The organism is Nocardioides panacisoli, from assembly GCF_039537325.1.
Taxonomy (GTDB): domain Bacteria; phylum Actinomycetota; class Actinomycetes; order Propionibacteriales; family Nocardioidaceae; genus Nocardioides; species Nocardioides panacisoli.
Genome location: NZ_BAABAH010000002.1, coordinates 248208 through 269606, shown reverse-complemented (window position 1 = coordinate 269606; position 21399 = coordinate 248208). Strand labels below are relative to the sequence as shown.

At 72.2% G+C, this 21399-nt stretch carries 20 protein-coding genes; 6 read left to right on the top strand and 14 right to left on the bottom strand.

From position 1 onward, the window contains the following. Positions 1 to 13: 13 nt before the first annotated feature. From ABD709_RS04250 to ABD709_RS04240, 3 genes are read right to left on the bottom strand one after another with little or no spacing between them, the layout of a single operon-like run. Positions 14 to 1054, bottom strand: coding sequence for an ABC transporter substrate-binding protein (locus ABD709_RS04250; RefSeq protein WP_344772622.1), 1041 nt, complete (start codon positions 1052 to 1054; stop codon positions 14 to 16). A gap of 37 nt (positions 1055 to 1091) precedes the next feature. Then, complete coding sequence (locus ABD709_RS04245; RefSeq protein WP_344772620.1) at positions 1092 to 1973, bottom strand: ABC transporter permease; 882 nt, start codon at positions 1971 to 1973, stop codon at positions 1092 to 1094. After that, entirely contained in the window at positions 1963 to 2799 is an 837-nt protein-coding gene (locus ABD709_RS04240; protein ID WP_344772618.1) for an ABC transporter ATP-binding protein, read from the bottom strand. Before ABD709_RS04240 ends, ABD709_RS04245 begins: the two co-directional genes overlap by 11 nt. A gap of 95 nt (positions 2800 to 2894) precedes the next feature. Between ABD709_RS04240 and ABD709_RS04235 the strand changes: the two genes are divergently transcribed. From ABD709_RS04235 to ABD709_RS04225, 3 genes are read left to right on the top strand one after another with little or no spacing between them, the layout of a single operon-like run. After that, a complete protein-coding gene (locus tag ABD709_RS04235) occupies positions 2895 to 4532 on the top strand; it encodes a sensor histidine kinase (protein ID WP_344772616.1) in 1638 nt (545 codons plus the stop codon). After that, positions 4529 to 5203: a response regulator gene (locus ABD709_RS04230; RefSeq protein WP_344772614.1), complete on the top strand. Its 675-nt coding sequence runs from the start codon at positions 4529 to 4531 to the stop codon at positions 5201 to 5203. Before ABD709_RS04235 ends, ABD709_RS04230 begins: the two co-directional genes overlap by 4 nt. Positions 5204 to 5242: 39 nt before the next feature. Then, positions 5243 to 6448 (top strand): winged helix-turn-helix domain-containing protein, encoded by a 1206-nt coding sequence (locus ABD709_RS04225; RefSeq protein WP_344772612.1) that lies wholly within the window; start codon positions 5243 to 5245, stop codon positions 6446 to 6448. Positions 6449 to 6526: 78 nt separating this feature from the next. Here the strand turns inward: ABD709_RS04225 and ABD709_RS04220 are convergent, their stop codons facing one another. Genes ABD709_RS04220 through ABD709_RS04170 form a run of 11 tightly spaced genes read right to left on the bottom strand, consistent with a single transcriptional unit; the run spans position 6527 to position 19042 of the window. Beyond that, positions 6527 to 8140 carry a succinic semialdehyde dehydrogenase gene (locus ABD709_RS04220; RefSeq protein ID WP_344772610.1) on the bottom strand — a complete coding sequence of 538 codons (1614 nt, stop codon included), beginning with the start codon at positions 8138 to 8140 and terminating at the stop codon, positions 6527 to 6529. Between the two features lie 28 nt (positions 8141 to 8168). Beyond that, a complete protein-coding gene (locus ABD709_RS04215) occupies positions 8169 to 9059 on the bottom strand; it encodes an oxygenase MpaB family protein (RefSeq protein ID WP_344772608.1) in 891 nt (296 codons plus the stop codon). Further along, positions 9056 to 10936: an AMP-dependent synthetase/ligase gene (locus ABD709_RS04210; RefSeq protein ID WP_344772606.1), complete on the bottom strand. Its 1881-nt coding sequence runs from the start codon at positions 10934 to 10936 to the stop codon at positions 9056 to 9058. Before ABD709_RS04210 ends, ABD709_RS04215 begins: the two co-directional genes overlap by 4 nt. Positions 10937 to 10953: 17 nt before the next feature. Next, entirely contained in the window at positions 10954 to 12120 is a 1167-nt protein-coding gene (locus tag ABD709_RS04205; RefSeq protein ID WP_344772604.1) for an MlaD family protein, read from the bottom strand. Further along, complete coding sequence (locus ABD709_RS04200) at positions 12117 to 13148, bottom strand: MCE family protein (RefSeq protein WP_344772602.1); 1032 nt, start codon at positions 13146 to 13148, stop codon at positions 12117 to 12119. The genes ABD709_RS04205 and ABD709_RS04200 overlap by 4 nt, the downstream gene beginning before the upstream one ends. Continuing rightward, positions 13145 to 14281, bottom strand: a complete 1137-nt coding sequence (locus ABD709_RS04195) for an MCE family protein (RefSeq protein WP_344772600.1) — start codon at positions 14279 to 14281, stop codon at positions 13145 to 13147. The genes ABD709_RS04200 and ABD709_RS04195 overlap by 4 nt, the downstream gene beginning before the upstream one ends. Then, on the bottom strand, positions 14278 to 15270 hold the full coding sequence (locus tag ABD709_RS04190; protein ID WP_344772598.1) for an MlaD family protein: 993 nt from the start codon (positions 15268 to 15270) through the stop codon (positions 14278 to 14280). Before ABD709_RS04190 ends, ABD709_RS04195 begins: the two co-directional genes overlap by 4 nt. After that, positions 15270 to 16322 carry an MCE family protein gene (locus ABD709_RS04185; RefSeq protein ID WP_344772596.1) on the bottom strand — a complete coding sequence of 351 codons (1053 nt, stop codon included), beginning with the start codon at positions 16320 to 16322 and terminating at the stop codon, positions 15270 to 15272. The genes ABD709_RS04190 and ABD709_RS04185 overlap by 1 nt, the downstream gene beginning before the upstream one ends. After that, a complete protein-coding gene (locus ABD709_RS04180; protein ID WP_344772594.1) occupies positions 16319 to 17380 on the bottom strand; it encodes an MCE family protein in 1062 nt (353 codons plus the stop codon). The genes ABD709_RS04185 and ABD709_RS04180 overlap by 4 nt, the downstream gene beginning before the upstream one ends. Before the next feature lie 4 nt (positions 17381 to 17384). Continuing rightward, the gene (locus tag ABD709_RS04175) at positions 17385 to 18227 is read right to left on the bottom strand and encodes an ABC transporter permease (RefSeq protein ID WP_344772592.1); all 843 of its coding nucleotides are present in this window, start codon (positions 18225 to 18227) and stop codon (positions 17385 to 17387) included. Then, entirely contained in the window at positions 18224 to 19042 is an 819-nt protein-coding gene (locus ABD709_RS04170) for an MlaE family ABC transporter permease (RefSeq protein WP_344772590.1), read from the bottom strand. The genes ABD709_RS04175 and ABD709_RS04170 overlap by 4 nt, the downstream gene beginning before the upstream one ends. A gap of 170 nt (positions 19043 to 19212) precedes the next feature. Here ABD709_RS04170 and ABD709_RS04165 point away from each other — a divergent pair, with 170 nt between their 5' ends. From ABD709_RS04165 to ndk, 3 genes are read left to right on the top strand one after another with little or no spacing between them, the layout of a single operon-like run. Beyond that, positions 19213 to 19971 carry a MerR family transcriptional regulator gene (locus ABD709_RS04165; protein ID WP_344772588.1) on the top strand — a complete coding sequence of 253 codons (759 nt, stop codon included), beginning with the start codon at positions 19213 to 19215 and terminating at the stop codon, positions 19969 to 19971. A gap of 2 nt (positions 19972 to 19973) precedes the next feature. Next, positions 19974 to 20810: an oxygenase MpaB family protein gene (locus tag ABD709_RS04160; protein ID WP_344772586.1), complete on the top strand. Its 837-nt coding sequence runs from the start codon at positions 19974 to 19976 to the stop codon at positions 20808 to 20810. A gap of 34 nt (positions 20811 to 20844) precedes the next feature. Beyond that, positions 20845 to 21252, top strand: a complete 408-nt coding sequence (ndk, locus tag ABD709_RS04155; RefSeq protein WP_344772584.1) for a nucleoside-diphosphate kinase — start codon at positions 20845 to 20847, stop codon at positions 21250 to 21252. Positions 21253 to 21399 lie beyond the last annotated feature (147 nt).

Genomic DNA, 21399 nt, shown 5'->3' with positions numbered 1-21399 from the left:
CAGGCTCGACGGGTCAGCCCGCGTTCTCGACGAACTGGGTCGTGTAGGTCTTCGACAGGTCGATGTCGTCCTTCTTCTCCTCGACGTCCGGGTTGAACGTGCCGAGAACGTCGAGCACGGTCTCCGGGCCGCCCTCGGGCATCACGCCGTCGTCGGTGAAGCTCGGCATCGAGTCCTTGATCGACTGCTCGTAGAGCGCGGGGTCCCCGCCGTTGTAGTCCTCGGGCATCTCGGCCGCGATCTGCGCCGGGCTGTGCGTGGAGATCCACTGCAGAGTCTTCACGAACGCGGTCGCGACCTTCTGCACGGTCTCCGGGTTCTGCTCGACGTAGTCGCAGTCCATGTAGAGGCTCGCCGCCGGGTAGAGGCCGCCGAGCGCCTCCTTCGTGCCCTCCTCGGTGCGCATGTCGAGCAGCACCTTGCCGAGGCCCTGCTTCTCCACCTGGGCGATGGTCGGGTCGGTGGTCATGCCCGCGTCGATGCCGTCGTTCTGCATCGCGGCGATGAAGTCCGAGCCCGCGCCCGCGGTGACGGTCGTGTAGTCGGAGGTGTCGACGCCGTTCTTGGTGGCGAGGTACTGGGTCAGGTAGTCGGTCGACGAGCCGGGGGAAGTGACGCCGAGCTTCTTGCCGTCGAAGTCGGATGGTCCCGAGATGTCCGCGTCGTTGGAGACGACCTCTGCTTCGCCGGGCACCTTGGCGAGCTGGACGACGCTCTCGACGCACTTGCCGGCCGCCTGCAGCGTGACCGAGTGGTCGTAGAACCCGACCACACCGTCGACCTTGTTGGCGATCAGCAGGTTCTCCGCCTCGGCGCCGGCTGGCTCGGTCTTGAGGGTGACGTCGACGCCGGAGTCCTTGAAGTAGCCGAGGTTCTCTGCCAGCTTCGCCGGGAGGTAGATGACCTTGTCGATGCCGCCGACCATGATCGTCATGCTCGGGTGGGCGGAGTCGTCGACGTTCTCGGCGCCGGAGCTGCGGCACCCGCTGAGGCCGGCGCCTGCCGCGACGACCGCGACACCTGCGGCGAGGACGCGCTTGCTGGAGATGGGCATGGTTGTTCCTGTTCTTCTCGTGGGGATGTGGTGCCGGTCAGATGCCGGCGGCTTCGGACGACGACGGCGGTCGCCAGCTGGTGAGTCGCTTCTCGAGCCTTGTGATCAGCCACTCGGCGACCAGAGCCAGAGCGGTGATGATCAACATGCCGGCGTAGATGCCGGGGGTGTCGAAGTTGCCCTGGGACTGACGGATCAGCAGCCCCATCCCTCGGTCGGCCCCGGTGAACTCGCCGACGACCGCGCCGATCAGGGCGAACCCGAAGGCGACGTGCATGCTCGCGAGGATCCAGGAGGTGGCGCTCGGGAGCACGATGGAGCGCAGGAGCTGCCAGCGGCCGGCGCCGAGGATCCGGGCGTTGTCGACGAGCACCTTGTCGACCTCGCGGGCGCCTTGGAAGGCGTTGAAGAAGACCGCGAAGAAGACCAGGACGAACGCGGTGGCGACCTTCGAGCTGATCCCGAGCCCGAACCAGATCACGAAGAGCGAGGCGAGCACGATCCGCGGGATCGCGTTGGCGCCCTTGATGAAGGGCGCGACGACGTCGGCGAGGAACCTGCTGCGCCCGAGCAGGACGCCGAGCACCACGCCACCCAGGACGCCGGTGATGAACCCGAGCACGGCCTCCTCGAGGGTGACGCCCATGTTCTCCCAGATGGAGCCCATCGAGGTCCCGTCGGTGAACCAGGTGACGAGCTTGTCCCACACCTCCGAAGGCATCGAGTAGAAGAACGGGTCGATCACGGTGCGCGCCGCGAGCTCCCAGGAGCCGAGCCACACAGCGACCAGCCCGAGGCGGACGGCGAGCACGCCCCAGCGTCGGCGGGCCGCGCGGCGGCGAGGCGACGACGGGGTGGTGGACGCGACGGGTGCGCCGACGCGGGTGGTCGGCTCGGCTGCTGCCGTCTCAAGCGACACGGGAGGCTCCTCGGGCTCGGGTGATCTCGACTTCCTCGCGGAGGCTGTCCCACACGGTGCGGTACAGCTCGGTGAACTCCGGCGTCAGCCGGATCTCCTCGACCTTGCGAGGGCGGGGCAGGTCGACGGGGACGATGTTCTTGACGGTGGCGGGGCCTGCGGTCATCACGACGACGCGGTCGGCGAGGGCGATCGCCTCGGTCAGGTCGTGGGTGACGAACACGACTGCGGCACCGGTGCCGGACCAGAGCTGGAGCAGCTCGTCCTGCATCAGCTCGCGGGTTTGCACGTCGAGCGCGCCGAACGGCTCGTCGAGCAGCAGCAGCGACGGCTCGCCGATCAGCGACTGGGCCATCGCCACGCGCTTGCGCATGCCGCCGGAGAGCTGGTGGGGATAGCGGTCCTCGAAGCCGGCGAGCCCGACCCGCTCGACCCAGTCGCGGGCCCGCTCGTGGGCCTCCTTCCTGCCCAGCCCGCGGTAGCGGAGCCCGACGGCGACGTTGTCGAGGACGTTCTTCCACGGCAGCACGGCGTCGGACTGGAACATGTAGCCGACCCCGTCCGGGATCCCGTCGACGGGCCGGCCGTGGACGTGGACGGTCCCGCTGGTCACAGGCTCGAGGCCGGAGACGAGCGAGAGGGTCGTGGACTTGCCGCAGCCGGTCGGTCCGACGATGGTCACGAACTCGCCGGCGGCGACGTCGATGGTGACGTCGGTGATCGCGGTGAACGGGTCGCCCGAGCGGGTCGCGAACATCTTGGTCGCGTTCCGCAGCGAGATCGCCGGGCCGGCCGTGTGCCGCGCCGTGGGGGTGGGTGCTGTCATGCCGCGGGACGCTATGAGCGGGTGACCGCGGTCACAATCCTTGTGCGCGTTGCGGCGGCATTGCGCACAAGCCGCGTTGTGTGCATTCTGCTCAGATGGCTTCTCGGCGCGGTTCCAGCACGTCGTGGCGCCGTCCGGAGCTCGTCACGCGGACGATCGCGGTCACCTCGGTGCTGCTCAGCGTGGTCGTGCTGCTGTGCACCGTGGCGGCCGTCGTGCTGCTGCGACGCGACCTCACCACGCAGTACGAGCAGCGCGCGCTCGCGATCGCGCGTTCGGTGTCGGAGGACCCGCTGTTCGCGCGGGACGTGACCGTCGGCTCGCCGACGGTGGACGGCCCCGTGGAGGCCGAGGCGGAGCGAGTACGGCGGGCGACCGGTGCGCTCTACGTCGTGGTCACCGACGACCGGGGGATCCGGTACAGCCATCCCGACCCGGACCGGATCGGGGAGCAGGTGAGCACCAGCCCGGAGGAGGCGCTCGCGGGCCACGAGGTGACGACGGTGGAGAAGGGCACGCTCGGGCTGTCGGCGCGCGGCAAGGTGCCGCTGCGCGACCCCGACGGTGACGTCGTGGGCGAGGTGAGCGTCGGCATCGACATGAACCGGATCGACTCCGACACCCGCCAGCTCGCGACCACGCTCGCCGGGGTCGCGCTGGCGACCCTCGCGCTCGGCCTGCTCGGCGCGTGGGTCGTGGGTCGGCGGCTGCGACGCAGCACGCTCGGCCTCCAGCCCGAGCAGATGGCCGACCTGCTGCGCGAGCACGAGGCGGTGCTGCGCGGTGTGCGCGACGGCATCATCGGCGTCGACAACGAGGGCCGGGTGACCGTCACGAACCCGCAGTCCGAGCAGCTGCTCGGGACGATCCCGCCGCGCGGTGCGCCGCTGGACCCGGACGAGGTCGATCCCGTCGTCATCGACCTGATGGAGCAGGAGCCGGCGCCGACGGGGGCGCTGCGGCTGCTCGGCGACAAGGCGGTGCTGGCGACGCGGCTCGTCGTACGTCGTGAGGGCCGCGACCTCGGTCAGGTGCTGATCCTGCGCGACCGGTCCGACCTGGACACGCTGGCGCGCGAGCTCGAGGCGACCCGGGCGCTGACCGACGCGCTGCGGGCCCAGGCACACGAGCACAGCAACCGGCTGCACGCCCTGCAAGGGATGCTGCACCTCGGCCGGCTGGACGAGGCGGAGGCCTACCTGGACGAGCTGTCCACCGAGCGCACCTGGCTGCCCGGCCTGGACGACGCCTACCTCGCCGGCCTGCTCGCCGCGAAGTCCGCGGCGGCATCGGAGGCCGCGGTGCGCCTGGTGGTGGACGAGGCTACGTACGTCGACGGATCGCTCACCCGGCCGCTGGACACCATCACCGTGATCGGGAACCTGCTCGACAACGCGGTCCGCGCCGCGGCCCTCGGCGGCCGGCGTCCGGCGACGGTGACCGTGACCCTGGCGTCCGACGGCACCGACCTGGTGGTGCACGTGGTCGACAGCGGCGACGGCATACCGACGGGGTCGCTGGAGACGCTGTTCGACCACGGCTTCACCACCCGCGAGGACGACTCGCCGGACCACGGGATCGGGTTGAGCCTGGCCCGGCACACCGCGCGGGCGTTCGGCGGCGACGTCGTGCTGCTCGACCCGGGCGGCCCGCCGCCGGCGGAGCACGGCGCGGTGTTCGAGGCACGGCTGCGTGGTGCCCTGCACCGCACCGACGAGGAGGTGGCACGGTGACCGGTCCGATCCGGGTGCTGGTGGTCGACGACGACTTCCGGGTGGCCCGGTTGCACGCCGAGATCGTCGCGAGGGTGGCGGGCCTCGAGGTGGTCGGCCTGGCGCACACCGGTGCCGACGCGCTCGCTGCGGCGGCCGAGCACCGTCCCGACCTGGTGCTGCTCGACGAGTACCTGCCCGACGAGCGCGGCTCGGCGCTGATCCGGCGGCTGGATGCCGCGGTCCTGATGGTGACCGCGGCGGACGACGTCGCCGCCGTACGCCGTGCGCTCGCGGCCGGTGCCGTGAACGTCGTGCTGAAGCCGTTCAAGCCGCCGGTGCTCGCCGCCCGGCTCGCCGCGTTCGCACGGTTCTGGTCGGCGCTGGACGGCGCCGGTCCGGTCGAGCAGCGCACGCTGGACGGTGCGATGGCCGCGCTGCACGAGGGCGACGCCCCCGCGTCGGCGCTGCCGAAGGGCCGGTCGGCCGTGACCGCCGACGCGATCCGCGAGGCGCTGGTGGCGGCGACGGAGGCGCTGACCGCCGCCGACGTCGCCGAGGCGACGGGGGTCTCCCGGGCGACCGCGCAGCGCTACCTGTCCGACCTGGCGCGGTCGGGGCGGGTCGAGCTCAGCCTGCGCTACGGCACGACCGGGCGCCCGGAGCACCGGTACACCTGGCGCTCGGCGTGATGCCGGCCGCTGTCCGTGGCCGCCTCTAGGGTCGGAGCCGTGGAGTCGTTGTCGTTGGCGCAGGCGCGCCGGGTCGCGCTCGCCGCCCAGGGGTTCCTCGACCCGCCGCACGCGATGCCGACGATGCGGACGCTGCAGCGGACCTTGGGGCGCACCGGCGTGCTGCAGGTCGACTCGGTCAACGTGCTGCAGCGGGCGCACTACATGCCGCTCTACTCGCGGATGGGTCCCTACGACACCGACCTGCTGCGGCGCGCGACCGAGGGGCGCCCCCGGCGGCTCGTGGAGTACTGGGCGCACGTCCAGGCGCTGATGCCCGTCGACCTCTGGCCGCTGATGCGGCACCGGATGGACCACTACCGGCAGCGGCAGTACAAGTGGTGGAAGGAGGTCCCCACCGACATGCACGACGGGCTGATCGCGGAGATCCGCGATCGCGGGGCCTCGACCGCCCGCGAGCTCGACACGGGGGCGCCCCGGTCGGGGCAGAAGTTCTGGGGCTGGAACTGGTCGCAGGCGCGGATCGCGCTCGACTTCCTCTACATGACCGGCGAGCTTGCGATCGCCGGCCGCAACACCCAGTTCGAGGTGCTCTACGACCTCCCCGAGCGGGTGATCCCGCCCGAGGTGCTCGCCCGGCCGACGCCGACGAAGGCCGAGGCCGAGCTCGAGCTGATCAGGCGGGCGGCGCGCAGCCACGGCGTCGCCACGGTCCACGACCTCCGCGACTACTACCGGCTGTCGCTCCTCGTCGACGCGCAGGCCGCGGTCGACGTACTCGTGGAGGAGGGGGAGCTGATCCCCGTCACGGTCGAGGGCTGGAAGCGGCCGGCCTACCTGCACCGGGACGCGCGCCTCCCGCGCCGGATCGGCGCGCGCGCCGTGCTGAGCCCGTTCGACCCGGTGGTGTGGGAGCGGGCGCGGACCGAGGCGCTCTACGACTTCTTCTACCGGATCGAGATCTACACGCCTGTCGCGAAGCGGGTGCACGGCTACTACGTGCTGCCGTTCCTGCTGGGCGACCGGCTCGTCGGCCGCGTCGACCTCAAGGCCGACCGCGCCACCCGGAGCCTGCTCGTGCAAGCCGCGTACGCCGAGCCGTGCGCCACCCCCGAGACCGCCGGCGAGCTCGCCCTCGAGCTGCGCCGCCTCGCCGACTGGCTCGACCTCGACGACGTCGTCGTCGCCCCCCGCGGCGACCTCGCCCCCGCCCTGGCCGCCGAGGTCGACGCCGCGGCCGCCTGAAGTCGAGCCTCGCACCTCAACCACCGGCGCAGGCTCGGCGCTGGGGCGCCTCGCACCTCAACCACCGGCGACAGCCGGCTACCGCAGGCGAAGGGCCTTGAGGAGCTTGAGCTGGCCGTTCCCCATGCCCACGAACTTCTCGACGGGCAGGTTCGGCGGAGGGCCGAGGGGGACCAGGCGCTGGGTGGCGACGGTCTGCGACTCGGTGTACTTGCGGATGCCCTCGGCGCCGTGACGGCGGCCGAGGCCGCTGTCGCCCATGCCGCCCATCCCGGCCTCGATCGAACCGGCGGCCGCGGCGGCGCCGTCGTTGACGTTGACCGAGCCCGCGCGGATCCGCTGGGCGAGCTGCTCGGCGGTGGCGGTGTCGCGCGACCAGATGCTCGCGGAGAGGCCGTACCGGCCCTCGTTGGCCTTCTCGATCGCCTCCCGGTCGGTGCCGACGCGGTAGAGGGACACGACCGGGCCGAAGGTCTCCTCGAGGCAGACCGGCATCGCGGCCGTGACGCCCTCGAGCACGGTCGGCTCGTAGACCAGCGGACCCAGGTCGGGCCGGGCGCGGCCGCCGGCCAGCACGGTGGCGCCACCGGCGGCGGCCTCGTCGACGTGCCGGGCGACCGTCTCCAGCTGGGCGGGAGAGGCGAGCGAGCCGACGTCGACGGAGTAGTCGAAGGTCTGGCCGACGGTCAGCGCCTTCGTCGCCGCGACGAGCGCGTCGCGGAAGGCGTCGTAGACGTCCTCGTGCACGATCACCCGCTCGATGTGGATGCACATCTGGCCGGTGTTGCCGAACGCGGCGGCGACGCAGCCGGCGGCGGCCTTCTCCACGTCGGCGTCGGCGCGGACGACCAGCGGGTTCTTGCCGCCGAGCTCGAGCGAGGCGGCGATCAGCCGCTCACCGGCGCGACGGCCGACCCGGCGGCCGGTGGCGGTCGAGCCGGTGAAGCAGATGTGGTCGACGCCGTCGGCGGTCGGGTCCTGCGGCCCGATCAGCGCCTCGCCCACCACCGAGCCGGAACCGACGACGATGTGCCACAGCTCGGTCGGGAGCCCGGCCTCGGCCATGAGCGCGCGCGTCCACAGCAGGGTCAGCGGCGTCTGCGAGTCGGCCTTGCTGACCACGCCGTTGCCGGCGAGCAGTGCGGGGATGACGTCGCCGACGGCGAGGTAGAGCGGGTAGTTCCAGGGCGAGATCATCCCGATCACGCCCTTCGGCACCCGCACCTCGCGGACCTTGGTGAGGCCGGGCATCGCGCCGCGGACCCGGTGGGGCGTGAGGTAGCTGCGGCCGTGCCGCGCGTAGTGCCGCGCGATGTTTCCGACCTGGAGGATCTCCTGCCACGCGCTGAACCGCGCCTTGCCCATCTCCCACTGGATCAGGTCGAGCACCTCGTCCTGCCGCTCCACCAGCAGGTCGTGGAAGCGCAGCACGACGTCCGCGCGGGCGCCGTACGGCACCAGCGCCCAGGCGCGCTGGGCGTTCCGGGCGCTCGCGACCGCCGCGGCGACGTCGTCGGCACTGCTAGCCGGGACATCGGCGATCGGCTGGAGGTCGTACGGCGAGAGGGCGCTCGTCGTGGCGCTGTCGCCGGCGCGGCCGGGGTCGCGGAAGACCCAGCGTCGCCACCCGTCGAGGCGCTGGTCGGTCACCCAGGACGGGCGGACGGTGGAGGGAGCGACGGTGCTGGTCATCGGAGCGGTTCCTCGTGTTCTTCGGGGATCAGGGGTAGGGAACGGGTTCGGGGCGGGTGGTTCCGTCGCGGCGGGTGCGCCGGCCGCGCAGCAGGGCGAGCGGCGCCAGCCGCACCGGCTCGGGCAGCCCGTTGCCGAGCCGCGAGACGAGGCGTAGTCCCGCGACGCGGCGCCGGGTACGCCGCGACGGCGCAGGCAGCCCGATCCGCGCGCGGAAGTCCGGGTCGAGCGTCGCCGCGATCACGTCGCGCTGCAGCGCCAGCATCGGCGAGGCGAGCCGCTGCAGCGCGGCGTCGGCCCACCGCCGCGGCACCGGCAGCCAGCGCGGCGCCCGCGGGGCGGCGTACAGGATGTCCTGCACCACCGGGTTGTTCTCGAGCCTCGGCAGCTGCTCGCGCCAGCCCGCCCAGAACTCCTCGCGGGTCTCCGGCAGCTGGTCGGGCCGTACGCCGATCAGCAACCCCAGCCGCTGCCATTCCTCGAACAGCTGCTGGTCCTGCTCGTCGGTCAGACCGGGTCCGAAGTCGCGCAGGAACAGCCGGGTGCCCTCGTAGGCGGTCCAGTGCACCCACGCATAGGCCTGCGGGTTCAGCGCGTGGTAGCTGCGACCCTGCGCGTCGGTGCCTCGGATCGAGGCGTGCATCCGCAGCAGCCGCTGTCCCTCCTCGGCAGCGGCGCGGCCGCCGTAGACGCTGCGGACCACGGACTGCGTCGTGCGCCAGAGCCGGCCGTAGGGATCGGTCTTGTAGACCGACTGCTGCTCGACGCCCGCGCCCACCATCGGGTGCGCGACCTGGTGCAGCAGGAGCCGTACGGCGAGCAGCAGCGCGCGCTGGTCGCCGGCGGCGTACCAGACGATCCCGCCCGGGCCGAGCGGCTCCGCGGGCAGGGTCACCGGCGGGGTGGCGGTCGCGGTCATCGCGCGTAGAGGCGGTCGAGCACGTCGGCGTACTTCGCGTGCACGACGCGGCGCTTGAGCTTCAGGGTCGGAGTCAGCTCCTCCGACTCCGCGGTCCACTCGACCGGGAGCAGCTCCCACGCCTTGACCTGCTCGGGCCGCGACAGCCGGGCGTTCGCGGCGTCGACGGCCTGCTGCGCCATGTCGAGGAACGCGGGGTGCTGTGCGAGCTCGGCCAGGTCGGCGGACCCGACGCCGAGCCGATCGGCGACGACCGGCGCGATCTCCGGGTCGAGCGTCAGCACCGCGACGACGTAGGGACGGGCCTCGCCGAACACCAGCGCGTGGCCGACGATCGGGCTCTCCTTCAGCAGGTTCTCGACGTTGGAGGGCGCGATGTTCTTGCCGGAGCTGGTGATGATCATCTCCTTCTTCCGGTCCACCACCTTGAGGAAGCCGTCGTCGTCCAGCTCGCCGATGTCGCCGGTGTGCACCCAGCCGTCCTCGTCGATCAGCTGCCGGGTCGCCTCCTCCTGGCGGTAGTAGCCGTCCGAGGTCACCGGCCCACGGGCGAGGATCTCGCCGTCCTCGGCGATCCGGATCTCGATGCCGGGCAGCGCGCGGCCGACCGTCCCGAGCCGGAACTGGTCGGGACCGCACGCGGTCACCGCGGCGCAGGTCTCGGTCATGCCGTAGACGTCGTAGATCCGCATGCCGAGCCCCGCGAAGAACCGCGCGACCTCCAGCGGCATCGGCGCGGCCGCGGACGCGGCCCACTCGCACCGGTCGAGGCCGAGCAGCGCGCGGAGGAAGCCGAGCAGCGCCCCGTCCACGGCCTCGTAGCGCGCCGTCAGCTCCGGGGAGGGTGTGGCGCCGTACTCCTGCGCCTCGACGTACTCCAGGCCGACCGCCATCGCCTGCTCGACCTGCGCCCGCTTCTCCGGGTCGGCCTCCGCGGCCAGCTTCGCCGCGACGCCGGTGCGGATCTTCTCCCACACCCGCGGTACGCCGAAGAACCGCGTCGGCCGCACCTCGCCGAGCGCGCCGAGCAGGAGCGCCGGATCCGCGATCAGGTGGACGTGGGCGCCGTGCGTCTGGGGGATGTACATGCCGAGGCTGCGCTCGGCGATGTGCGCGAACGGCAGGTAGGAGATCGTCTCGTTGTCGCCCTCCACGCCGGCGACGTCGAGCGAGCAGAAGCACTCGTAGAGCACCGAGTGGTGGCTGAGGACCACGCCCTTCGGGCTGCCGGTGGTGCCCGACGTGTAGAGGATCGTCAGCGGGTCCTCGGGCTTGATCGCCGCGGCGCGCTCGATGAGGTCGCTCGCGTGGTCCGCCCGCCACGCCGCCCCGGCCGCGACGAGCTCCTCCCAGGTCACGAACCGGTCGTCGTCCTCCGGTGCGGGGACGTCGACGAGGACGACCCTGCGGATCGACGGGGTCTCGGCGAGCGCGCGCTCCCACCGGGCGAGGTGGTCGGCGGTCTCCAGCACGACGACCGTCGGCTGCGCGTGGTCGGCGACGTAGGCGACCTGGTCCGGCGACAGCGTGTTGTAGACCGACATCGTGACCGCCGCCGCGTGCACCGCGCCGAGGTCGGCGAGCACGTGCTCGATCCGGTTGCCCGCCATGATCGCGACCCGGTCGCGCGGGGCGACACCGGCCTCGAGCAGCGCTCCCGCGACGTCGAGCGCCCGGTCGCGCGTCTCGCGCCAGGACAGCGTCCGCCAGCCCGGTGCGTAGCCGCCGGAGAGGTCGATCCCGACCTTGTCGGAGTACGCCGGCCGGTCCCCCTGCTCGTCGACGATCGTGGCGAACGCTGCGGGCAGGGTCAGCCCGGCGATCCGCTGCTCGATCTCGTTCCGCTCGGCGAGGGTGTCGGTGCTGCTCGGGCTCATCGGGGTCCTCTCGGTGGTTACTGGTGGGGCACGCTCGCCGACCCGCGCACCTGGGTGCCGGGCGGCGGGTTGACGCAGTGGACGTCGGTGTACGGCGTCCGGTGGCTCAGGTCCTGGATGTCGCGACGGTGGTCGGGCGAGTAGACGCAGTTCTTCAGGATGCGCGGCACCAGCAGCACCCGTCCACTGCCGTCCCGCGTGCTGCCGGCCATCACGTCGGCCTGCAGCGGCACCCAGTCGAGCCAGTGCTGGAGACCGCGCAGGTGCCGGGCCGCCATGTCCGTCAGGGGACCGCCGCCGGCGAGCAGCCGGCGGACCGCGGGCGACGACCGGTGCCACCAGCGGCTGAGGCGGGGGAGCAGGTCGGTCGCGGCGACCACGGTCCGTCGTACGTCCGGGGTGGCGGTCGCCAGCGCCGCGGTGACGGCGTCGAGGTCCCGCGAGATCCGCCGGACCTGCGGGCCGAGGTCCTGCGCGGTGGTGAGCGGCGTCGCGCCGCGGACGACGAGGTGAGTGAGCTTCGGCTCGAGCCGCCGGAGCATGGCGAAGCCCGACTCGAGCTCGATGGCGAGCGACCGCAGGTCGACGTGCCCGTCGCCGCTGCCGAAGATCGTCGCCGTCTCGCGCGCGATCGTCTGCACGTCGTCGACGTCGAGGTGCCGCATCAGCGACTGCGCGTCGGCGAGCACCTCGGGCACGCTCAGCGGCACGGTCGTGTCGTCGACCGGGATGGTGTCTCCGTCGGCGAGGAACGGCCCCCTGTCGGTTCGGGGTCGGACGTCGAGGTACTGCTCGCCGACCGCGGAGAGGTCGCTGACCTCGAACACGCTGTCGCGGGGGACGTCGACGTCAGCGTCGATCTGGAGCACGGCGACCGCGCGCACCTGCGGCTCGTCGGCCAGGCGCACGTCGGTCACCTCCCCGATCCGCTGGCCGCGGTAGGTCACGACGGAGCCGTCGTGCAGCCCGGCCGCCTGCGGCAGCTCGACGGTGACGGTCGTGGGGTCGCTGAACAGGGTGCCGCCGACGACGGTGTCGGCGACGTAGACGAGGCCGCCGACCATGATCACCAGGACGAGGGCCTGGGCGAGCCGGGTCCGGCGGCGCCAGAGCTGCGAGCCGGCAGCGGCGCGGTCGGCGGCGTCGCTGGTCACGGACCGGGCGACCTCGGTCGGCGACGTCATCGCGACCCCCTCCCGTCGGGTGCCGGCGTGGGGAGCGGCGGCTGACCGCCGTGCTGGCCGCCCTGCAGGGCGTCGGGGTCGAGCAGGAAGGTGAGGTCGAAGTTGGCGTAGTCTCCCGGCGCGGCCTGGTTGCTGCCCTTGGCGAACGCGACCAGCCCGGCCATCACGCCGTCGATGTTGCGCCGGTTGTCCAGCAGCGTCTGCAGGACCGGGCGCATGTCGTCGAGCTGCGCCACGAGGTCGTCGCGAACGGCCCGCGTGAACGGCGTCGCGACCGAGTCGAACCGGTTCAGCGACTCCATCGCGTCGACCAGCTTCGCCCGCTGGTTGCTGAGCGAACGGACCAGGTCGGTGAGGTCGCCCAGCGATCCGGTGATGACGGGCAGGTCGCCCCGGAGCCGGCTGGTGAGCCGGCCGAGGGAGCGGGTCAGGCGGTCGACGCGCGGCAGGTCCGCGACCAGGCCCGAGACCGCGCTGTCGAGCCGGTGCAGCAGCTGCCGCGCGTCACCGGCGTTGCCGGTCAGCGCGACGTTGAGCTGCTTGATGATCGTCGAGATGTCACCGAAGCTGCCGCCGGTCACGACCGTGGAGAGCGCGCTGAGCAGGTCGCTCACGTCCGGCGCGGTCGAGGTCTCCGCGACCGGCAGCGTGTCGCCCTCGGCGAGGACGTCCCCGCCCCGGCCGGGCAGCAGCTGCACGAACGCGGTCCCCATCGGTGAGGTCAGGCGGATCTCCGCACGCGACGTCGAGCGCAGCCGCACCGACGTCGACAGCTCGAGCTCGACGTCGGCGAGCCCGTCCGCGGCCGTCACCGAGGCGACCTGGCCCACGGTGGAGCCGTCGAGCTTGACCGGCGCGTCCACCGGCAGGTTGAGCGCGTCGGTGAACTCGGCGGTGATGGTGTAGGTCGGCCCGCTCACCAGGTCCGGCAGCGGCACGTCCTCCAGGCTCAGGCCGCATCCGGCCGCGCCGCCCAGCCCCGCCACGAGCGCCACGGCGGCGAGCGCTCGGCGTGCTCCGCGGATCACGGGATGCCTCCCGGGATGCTGTTGAAGACGCCGTCCAGGATCCCGTCGAGGATGCCGGTGCCCTGCTCGTTGAACAGTGCCGTGCACACCCCGGCGCCGGCCGGCCCGGTGAGGGCGGCCGCGAAGACCTGGCAGACGTGGCTGCGGAAGGCGGCCGAGAACGGCCCGGCGCTGAACGCGAACTGCACCCGCAGCCGGCCGAGCCGCCAGTCGTAGGCGCGCGCGAAGTTCTCCGCCATCGTCGGCATCACGTCGAACGCCTCGGCCAGCGACGCCTGGTGGGCGCGGACCTGGTCGACGACCTGGGACAGCGCGGTCAGGTCGTCGCTCAGCGCGCCGCCGTGCGCCCGGAGGAAGGCGTCGGTACGCCGCACCAGGTCGTCGAGCGTGGTGAGCGTCGCCGTGAGCTCGTCGCGCTGGTCGGACAGCACGCCGGTGGTCGTCGCCGCGGCTGCGGTGAAGCGGCGGATCGTCCGGTCGCGCTGCGCGAGCACGTCGACGAGCTCCACCAGGTCGTCGGTGACCGTGGTCAGGGACTCGTCCTTGGAGTTGATCACGGCGAGTGCGTCCCGACCCTCGGAGAGGGCCTGCCGCAGGTGGCCGCCGTTGCCGTCCAGCGCGTCGGCGGTGGTCGCCAGCAGCTGCCCGAGGTTCTTGCCGCCCGCGTTCTTGCCGAGCCCGGCGTCGAGCGCCCGGACCAGGTTGTCGACGGCCGTCGCGATCTCGTCGATCGTGGCGGGGGCGCGGGTGTGGGAGGCGTCGATGTGCGCCCCGGTCTGCAGGGTGGGTCCGCCCTCGTAGGCCGGCCCCAGCTCGACGTACCGGTCCGTCACCAGCGAACCCTGCAGGATCTCCGCACCGGCGTCGCGCGGCAGCTCGGTGCCGGGGTCGAGGTGCATGACCACGCGCATCGTGGTGCCCTGCGGCTGGACCTCGGTGACCTCGCCGATGTGCACGCCGAGGTAGGTGACGTCGTTGCCGACGTAGAGGCCGGTGGTGTCCGCGAAGTCGGCGGTGACGACCATCGCGCCGTCGTCGGTGCCGCCGAGCCAGCCGGCCATCCGCGAGCCTTGAAGGATCAGGACGAGCACGACGATGCCGCCCGCGGCGAGCACCAGGTTCCGGCGGCTCACTTGCAGTCCTCCGGGGTGAGGGAGCAGACCAGGTCGTCGGGGACGATGGCGTAGGGCGCGTTGACGCCCAGCCACGGACCGTCACCGGTGGCGTTGGTGAAGACCCGCATGGTGGGGCCCGCGAGCCGCAGCGTCCGGTCGAGATCGGCGCGGTGCTCCCGCAGCACCTGCAGCACCGAGCGCAGGTCGGTCAGCGCCGGCGCGAGCCGCGGCGCGGACTCCTTGACGACGGCCGTCAGGCCGACGACGAAGCGGTGGGTGTCGCGCAGCAGCGCGGCCAGCGTGCGCCGCTGCTGCTGCACCATCCGCAGCGCGAGGGTCCCGTTGGCGAGCACGCGGTCGAGCTGGTCGGTCTGGTCGAGGACCAGCCGGGTCACCTGGTGGGTGGAGGAGAGCAGGTCGTCGAGCTGCTGCTCGCGGTCCTGGACCACCCGGGAGACGCCGGTGATGCCGTCGAGCGCGTCCCGCAGGTCGTCGGGGGAGACCTTGGCGTCGGTGGACAGCACGTCGATGGCTCGCTCGATGCCGGGCATGTCGAGCTTGCGCACCTGCGGCGTGGAGTCCAGCCAGAACCGCTCCATCGTGTAGGTGTCGACGGCGTGCTGGATGCCGATCGTGCCGCCGTCGGCGAGTGCGTTCCCCGAGCCGACCGACAACGCGAGGAACCGGTCGCCGAGGATCGAGAGCAGCTTCACCTCGACGCTGCTGTCGTCGGTGACCCCGAGTTCCTCGGGCGACTGCTCGAGGGTGAAGGCCACGTCGACCTCGTCGCGGTCGGCCGTCACCGAGCTGACCTCCCCGACCTTGAGCCCGGCGAGGCGTACGTCGTCGCCGGACTCGAGGCCCGCGGCGTGGTGCAGGCGCGCGTGGTAGACCGGCGCACCACGGAGGATCTGCAGGCCGCCGACGACCAGGCCGGCCAGCACGAGGCCGAGCACGATCCGCAGCGGCAGTCCGAGCCGGCTCCACACGCCTCCGAGGGTGGCCATCAGCGGCACCTCCTGGAGTGGTGGTTGCCGGTGACGCCGAGGTCGAGCTTGTAGGGGAAGCCCTTCATCTGGCCGGCCAGCGTGCAGACGTAGACGTTGAGGTAGCTGCCGTAGCCGAGGGTCCGCAGGTAGGTGTCGAGCTGCTCGGGCAGAGCACGGCCGGTCGCGGTGAGCTGCGGCAGCCGGCCGGCGAGGTAGCCGAACCACGGCTGGCTGAGCCGGCTCACGTCGATCAGCTGCCGGCCGGTGCTGTCGACCAGGTCGGCGGTCGTCCTGCTCAGCCGGGCGATGCCCTGCAGGCTGGTCGCGATCCGGTCGCGGTCCTGGGCGAGCCCGGACGTCAGCGAGTCGAGGCCGTCGACGAGCCGGTCGATCTCCTGGCGGTGGGCGTCGGTCGTGCGGAGCACCAGGTTCACGTTGTCGACCACGGCCGAGATCGCCTGGTCGCGGTCGGTGATGCCGTGGGTGAGCTCGGCGGTCTGCCGGAGCAGGTCGCGCAGGGTCGAGCCCTGGCCCTGCAGGACCTGGACGATGTTGGCGGCCAGCTGGTTGATGTCGCCGGGCTGGAGCAGGTCGAAGACCGGCTGGAACGCGTTGAAGAGCGCGGTCAGGTCGAGCGCCGCGTCGGTGCGCGACAGCGGGATGGTCGCGCCGTCGGCGAGCAGGCCGTCCGCCCGGCCGCGCGGGGAGGACAGGGCGACGTACCGCTGGCCCATCAGGTTGAGGTAGTCGATCGACGCCGTCGCATCGGCGCCGAGGTGCTGGTCCGGGTCGACGCTCATCGTCACGACGGCGAGGCCGCGCCGGTCGCCGGTCCCGACCTCGGCGGACTCGACACGGCCGACCCGCACGCCGGCGACCCGTACGTCGTCGCCCGCCCGCAGGCCGGTCGCGTCGCGGAACACCGCGGTCACGGTGATCGCGTCGGCCGGCCGCGCGTGCGCGAGGGTGCCGGCCACGGTCGCGGTGAGCACCAGCGCGAGGACGACGAACCCGGCGACGCCGAGCACGGCGCCCGGGTGCCGGCGGAGCTCGCTCAGCTGCCGGCTCATCGGCCGCAGCTCCGGCCGGGCAGGTCGCCGTAGCGCGGGCAGTCCTGCGGCCCGTAGGGGTCCAGGAACTGCGTGGACAGCACGCCCTCCATCTGGATCTTGCCGTTGCGAACGACGTCGGCGCCGTTGCGCAGCAGCGTCGGCACCTTGGCGAGGAGGGAGGAGAACGCGTCGTGGCGCTCGGCGAAGACCTGGAGGTTCGCCGCAGTGGCGTCGAGCAGCTGCGCTGCCGCATCGCCGTGCTCGAGCAGGAACGACGTGAAGCCGTCGCGACCGTCGAGCAGCTCGGGCAGGTCCGCCAGCAGGGCGCTCGTGTCGTCCTGGTGCTGCACGAGGACCCGTGCCAGCGGCCGGGTGTGCCGGATCGCCGAGACCAGCTGCGGCTCGGCGTCGGCGAACAGGTCCGAGTCCTGGGCGAGCAGGTCGAGGTCCTGACGGACCTGCGGGTGCACCCGCTCCCACCGGGCGAGGAACGCGTCGCCGTCGGCCATCAGGTCGGCGATCTTCGCGCCGCGTCCGTCGAGGGCGTCGGCGAGCTGGGTCAGCGCCGTGTCCCACTGCGACGGGTCGATGGAGGCGAGCAGGTGCTGCGTGGCCGAGAACGTCGCCATCAGCCGCAGGGTGCGGTGCGAGGTGTCGGCCGGTACGACGTCGCCGTCCGCGAGGTGGTCGCTGTCCGGCCGCGCCGACACCAGGTCGACGTACTCGTTGCCGAAGAGGGTGGACGGCAGCACCCGCGCGCGGACGTCGGAGGGGACCATCGCGGCCTGGTCGGGGTCGACCAGCACCTCGGCGACCAGGTGCTTGGGGTCGACGGAGACGACGCGGCCGATGCGCAGGCCGGCGTACTTCACGTCGGAGTTGATGCCGAGGGTGTCGCCGACGGTGGGCAGGTTGACGGTGAGGCGGACGTCGCCGCTGAGCACGCCGAGGGTCTGCAGGCCGAGCACGGTCGTCACCAGCCCGAGCGCGAGGACGCCGCAGAACCCGCCGACGGCCAGCCGGAGCCGCAGCACCCGCGGCTCGAGCCGCGAGTGCTGGAAGAGGACCTCGGTCATCGGCTCACCCGGAGATCTGGACCTGCTGGTCGGCGCCCCAGAGGGTGAGCGTGAGCAGGATGTCGATCACGGTCAGCGAGATGATGCTCGCGCGGATCGCGCGGCCGGTCGCGACACCCACGCCCTCGGGACCGCCGCTGGCGGTGAACCCGTGGTAGCAGTGGATCAGGGTCACGACCGTGGTGAGCACGACGACCTTGATCGCCGAGTAGACGACGTCGACCGGCGCCACGAACGTGCGGAAGTAGTGGTCGTAGGTGCCCGCCGACTGGCCGTAGAAGGTCGTCACCATGAAGTCGGTGGCGACGTAGGTGCCGACCAGCCCGAGCAGGTAGAGCGGGAGCACCACGATCCAGGAGGCCACCAGCCGGGTGCTGACCAGGTAGGGGATCGGGCGGATCGCCATCGCCTCGAGCGCGTCGATCTCCTCGCTGATACGCATGGCCCCCAGCCGGGAGGTGAAGCCGCACCCGATCCGAGCCGCGAACCCCAGCGCGGCGACCATCGGCGCGAGCTCGCGGGTGTTGGCGTAGCCGGAGATGAAGCCGGTCAGCGGCGCCAGCCCGATCACGTCGAGGCCCTGGTAGCCCTCGAGGCCCACCTCGGTGCCCGTCAGCGTCGACAGCAGCAGCACCACGCCGACCACGCCGCCGCCCACGAGGAACAGCCCGCTGCCGAGGGTGACCTCGGCGAGCACCCGGCCGACCTCGTGCCGGTAGCGGGTGACGGCGAGCGGCAGGCCGGCGGCGACCTGCCACGCGTGGACGAGCTGCGCGCCGATGCCGGCGAGCGGCTCGACGACGACTCCGTCCACGACCTCGACGGGGTCCGGCACCCGTGAGCTCATCCGATCGGCCCTCCGGCGAAGTTGCTGTAGACCTGCGAGATGACGAAGTTGGCGGCGAACAGCAGGACGAAGTTGGTGACGACCGCGCTGGTCACCGCCTCACCGACGCCCTGCGGCCCGCGGCCTGCGCCGAGCCCCTTGTAGGACGCGACGATCCCGCAGATGACGGCGAAGACACCGGCCTTCACCAGCGACAGCGCGAGGTCGGACAGCTGGGCCAGGGTGGTCACGGAGGCGAGGTAGCTCCCGGGTGGGAGGTCCTGCAGCACCACGCTCACCAGCAGCGTGGTGATGATCGTGAAGAACATGACCACGCCGTTGAGCAGCACGGAGACCACGACGAGTGCGACGGTTCGCGGGACCACCAGCCGCTCGAGGACGGGCAGGCCCATCACCTCGATCGCGTCGATCTCCTCGCGGATCCGCCGCGAGCCGAGGTCCGCGCAGATCGCCGAGCCCGCGACGCCGGAGAGCATCAGCGCGGTGATCAGCGGCGACGCCTGGCGGACGACGGCCAGCGTGTTGCCCGCTCCGGTGAACGCGACCGCGCCCACCTCCTGGGCGAGCACGCCGACCTGCAGCGCCAGGATGATCCCGAACGGCACGGAGACCGCGAGCGCCGGCAGGGTGCAGACGCGGATGGTGAACCAGGTCTGCAGGACGGTCTCCGCGAGGGAGAACCGGCGCCGCACCAGCGACGTGACCAGCGCCGAGAGGACCTGCCGGGCGAACCGGACCATGCCGGTGACCTCGGCCAGCGGGCCCCGGACGACGGCGAGCGCAGCGCGCGAGCCGCTCGCCGATCCAGCCGACATCTTCGTCCCCTCTGTGACAGTTCTACTGTGACACTCGTACTGTCCACGCGCCGATGACGCTCGTCAACCTCTTCGGCGCGCGAATCCGCGATCCGGACGGCATCCACGCCTGAATTGCGGGTCGCGGGCCGCGGTTGTGAGTTGGGAATGACAGTTGTACTGTGACAGTCATGAGCACCGCGGCGGACCTCAGTGCCGACCAGTCGCCGTCCGGCGAGGAGTGGCTGACCGTCGACCAGCTCTCCGCCGCGGCCGGCCTCACCACGCGGACCACCCGCTACTACGCGAGCCTCGGGCTGCTGCCGCCGCCCGCCAAGCGGGGCCGGATGGCGTGGTACGACCAGGGTCACCTGGCCCGGCTGCAGATGATCCGTGCGCTGCAGGACCACGGCTTCACGCTGCAGGCGATCGAGCGCTACCTCGCGTCGGTGCCCGCGGACGCCGACGTCGAGGACCTCGCGGTCCAGCGGGCGATGCTCACCTCCTGGACCATCGCGGGGCCGGGCGACCTGAGCCGCCGCCAGCTGGAGAAGTACGCCGACCGCCGGCTCACCGACGAGGAGGTCGCGGTCATCGAGGAGCTCGGGATGCTGCGGCGCACCGGCTCCGGGAAGTCCGAGCGGTTCACCCCCGTGCACGGGTTCGAGGTCGCCGTACAGCTGCTGGACCTCGACGTGCCCGTGTCGGGCATGCGCAAGGCCGGGGAGGCCATGTCGCGGCACATGACCGCGCTGGCCGAGGAGCTCACCGAGATCCTGCACGACGAGGTCGTCGAGCCGATCCGCAGGTCGCCGCACTTCTCGCTCGACGACGCCGAGCACCTCGAGTCCACCGTCGCCGACCTGCGCCGCCTGACCATCGAGGCGATCGTCAGCGCGTTCCAGCGCTCCGCCAACGCCGTCATCGCCCGATCGCTCCGCCGGAGGTGAGCATGACCACCGAGACCACCCGCCCCGAGCCGCCCGACCTGGCCCAGCCCGGGCCCGTCCGGCCGGAGATCGCCGAGATCGCCTGCGAGCAGGCGTTGCTGCTCGGCGCCGGATCGGCGGTGATGCTGCAGCTGGCGATGAAGGGCGTCGGCCTCGGTGTCGCCGAGCACAGCACCACGCTGTCGCGGCCGATCGACCGGCTCCGCACGACGCTGACCTACGTCTACGTGATGGCGATCGGCACCGAGGAGGAGAAGCGCGCGATCGCCCGCCTGGTCAACCGGGCGCACGTGCCGGTGCGCTCGGAGGGCCGCTACAGTGCCTTCGACCCCGAGCTCCAGCTGTGGGTGGCGGCGACGCTGATCTACACCGGCGACTTCCTCTACGAGAAGATCTTCGGCCCGCTCAGCCCGGAGGACCGCGAGGAGTACTACCGCTTCGGGCAGGTCTTCGGCACGGCGCTGCAGGTGAAGCCCGACATGTGGCCGGCCACGCGCGCCGAGTTCGACCGCTACTGCGAGGAGTCCCTGCTGCGGCTCGAGCCCGACCCCGCGGTCCAGGGCTACGCTAAGCAGCTGCTGAGCACCGACGGTGCGCCGCTCGCGACCCGGCTCTCGATCCCGCTGCAGAGCCTGATGACCCGCGGCAACCTCGACCCGCGCACCCGCGAGGTGCTGGCGCTGCCGTGGTCGCGCCGCGAGCAGCGGCTCTACGACCTGTTCTGGAAGGTGTTCCCGCCGCTCTACCGGATGGTGCCCCGCCGGCTCCGCCACCTGCACGCCCACCTGGTGATCGCCGACATGCGACGCCGGATGCGCCGAGGGAAACGGGTCATCTGACCCCGGTGGGCCGCGACCTACTAAGGTCACCGCCGTGACCCAACGCACGCTGGTCCTGATCAAGCCCGACGCGGTCCGCCGCGGCCTCGTCGGCGAGGTGCTCTCGCGGTTCGAGGCCAAGGGCCTCGCCATCGTCGCCATGGAGCACCGGACCATCGACGCCGCGCTGGCCGACGCGCACTACGCCGAGCACGTCGAGAAGGACTTCTACCCGCCGCTCCGCGACTTCGTGACCAGCGGTCCGCTGGTCTCGCTCGTCCTCGAGGGCGACGAGGCGGTCGACGTGGTGCGCGCGATCAACGGCGCCACCGACGGCCGCAAGGCCGCCCCGGGCACGATCCGCGGCGATCTCTCGCTCTCCAACCGCGAGAACCTGGTGCACGGCTCGGACTCGCCGGTGTCCGCCCAGCGCGAGATCGCGCTCTGGTTCCCGAGCCTCTGACGCGCGTGCTGCAGGTTCCCCAAGGGATGTAGGAAACCCCGCGCCTCCCACGGCGTACAACCATGGGGGAGCGCAGATTTCTCTGCATACCTTGGGGAACCTGCAGATCGACGCGAGTCACACCTGTCACAGATGTAACACGCCGCC

Bases quoted from the DNA above. Each gene is read 5' to 3' on its own strand.
- ABD709_RS04250 (WP_344772622.1), bottom strand. From the start codon at position 1,054: ATGCCCATCTCCAGCAAGCGCGTCCTCGCCGCAGGTGTCGCGGTCGTC.
- ABD709_RS04240 (WP_344772618.1), bottom strand. From the start codon at position 2,799: ATGACAGCACCCACCCCCACGGCGCGGCACACGGCCGGCCCGGCGATC.
- ABD709_RS04235 (WP_344772616.1), top strand. From the start codon at position 2,895: ATGGCTTCTCGGCGCGGTTCCAGCACGTCGTGGCGCCGTCCGGAGCTC.
- ABD709_RS04220 (WP_344772610.1), bottom strand. From the start codon at position 8,140: ATGACCAGCACCGTCGCTCCCTCCACCGTCCGCCCGTCCTGGGTGACC.
- ABD709_RS04215 (WP_344772608.1), bottom strand. From the start codon at position 9,059: ATGACCGCGACCGCCACCCCGCCGGTGACCCTGCCCGCGGAGCCGCTC.
- ABD709_RS04210 (WP_344772606.1), bottom strand. From the start codon at position 10,936: ATGAGCCCGAGCAGCACCGACACCCTCGCCGAGCGGAACGAGATCGAG.
- ABD709_RS04205 (WP_344772604.1), bottom strand. From the start codon at position 12,120: ATGACGTCGCCGACCGAGGTCGCCCGGTCCGTGACCAGCGACGCCGCC.
- ABD709_RS04190 (WP_344772598.1), bottom strand. From the start codon at position 15,270: ATGGCCACCCTCGGAGGCGTGTGGAGCCGGCTCGGACTGCCGCTGCGG.
- ABD709_RS04185 (WP_344772596.1), bottom strand. From the start codon at position 16,322: ATGAGCCGGCAGCTGAGCGAGCTCCGCCGGCACCCGGGCGCCGTGCTC.
- ABD709_RS04180 (WP_344772594.1), bottom strand. From the start codon at position 17,380: ATGACCGAGGTCCTCTTCCAGCACTCGCGGCTCGAGCCGCGGGTGCTG.
- ABD709_RS04175 (WP_344772592.1), bottom strand. From the start codon at position 18,227: ATGAGCTCACGGGTGCCGGACCCCGTCGAGGTCGTGGACGGAGTCGTC.
- ABD709_RS04170 (WP_344772590.1), bottom strand. From the start codon at position 19,042: ATGTCGGCTGGATCGGCGAGCGGCTCGCGCGCTGCGCTCGCCGTCGTC.
- ABD709_RS04165 (WP_344772588.1), top strand. From the start codon at position 19,213: ATGAGCACCGCGGCGGACCTCAGTGCCGACCAGTCGCCGTCCGGCGAG.
- ABD709_RS04160 (WP_344772586.1), top strand. From the start codon at position 19,974: ATGACCACCGAGACCACCCGCCCCGAGCCGCCCGACCTGGCCCAGCCC.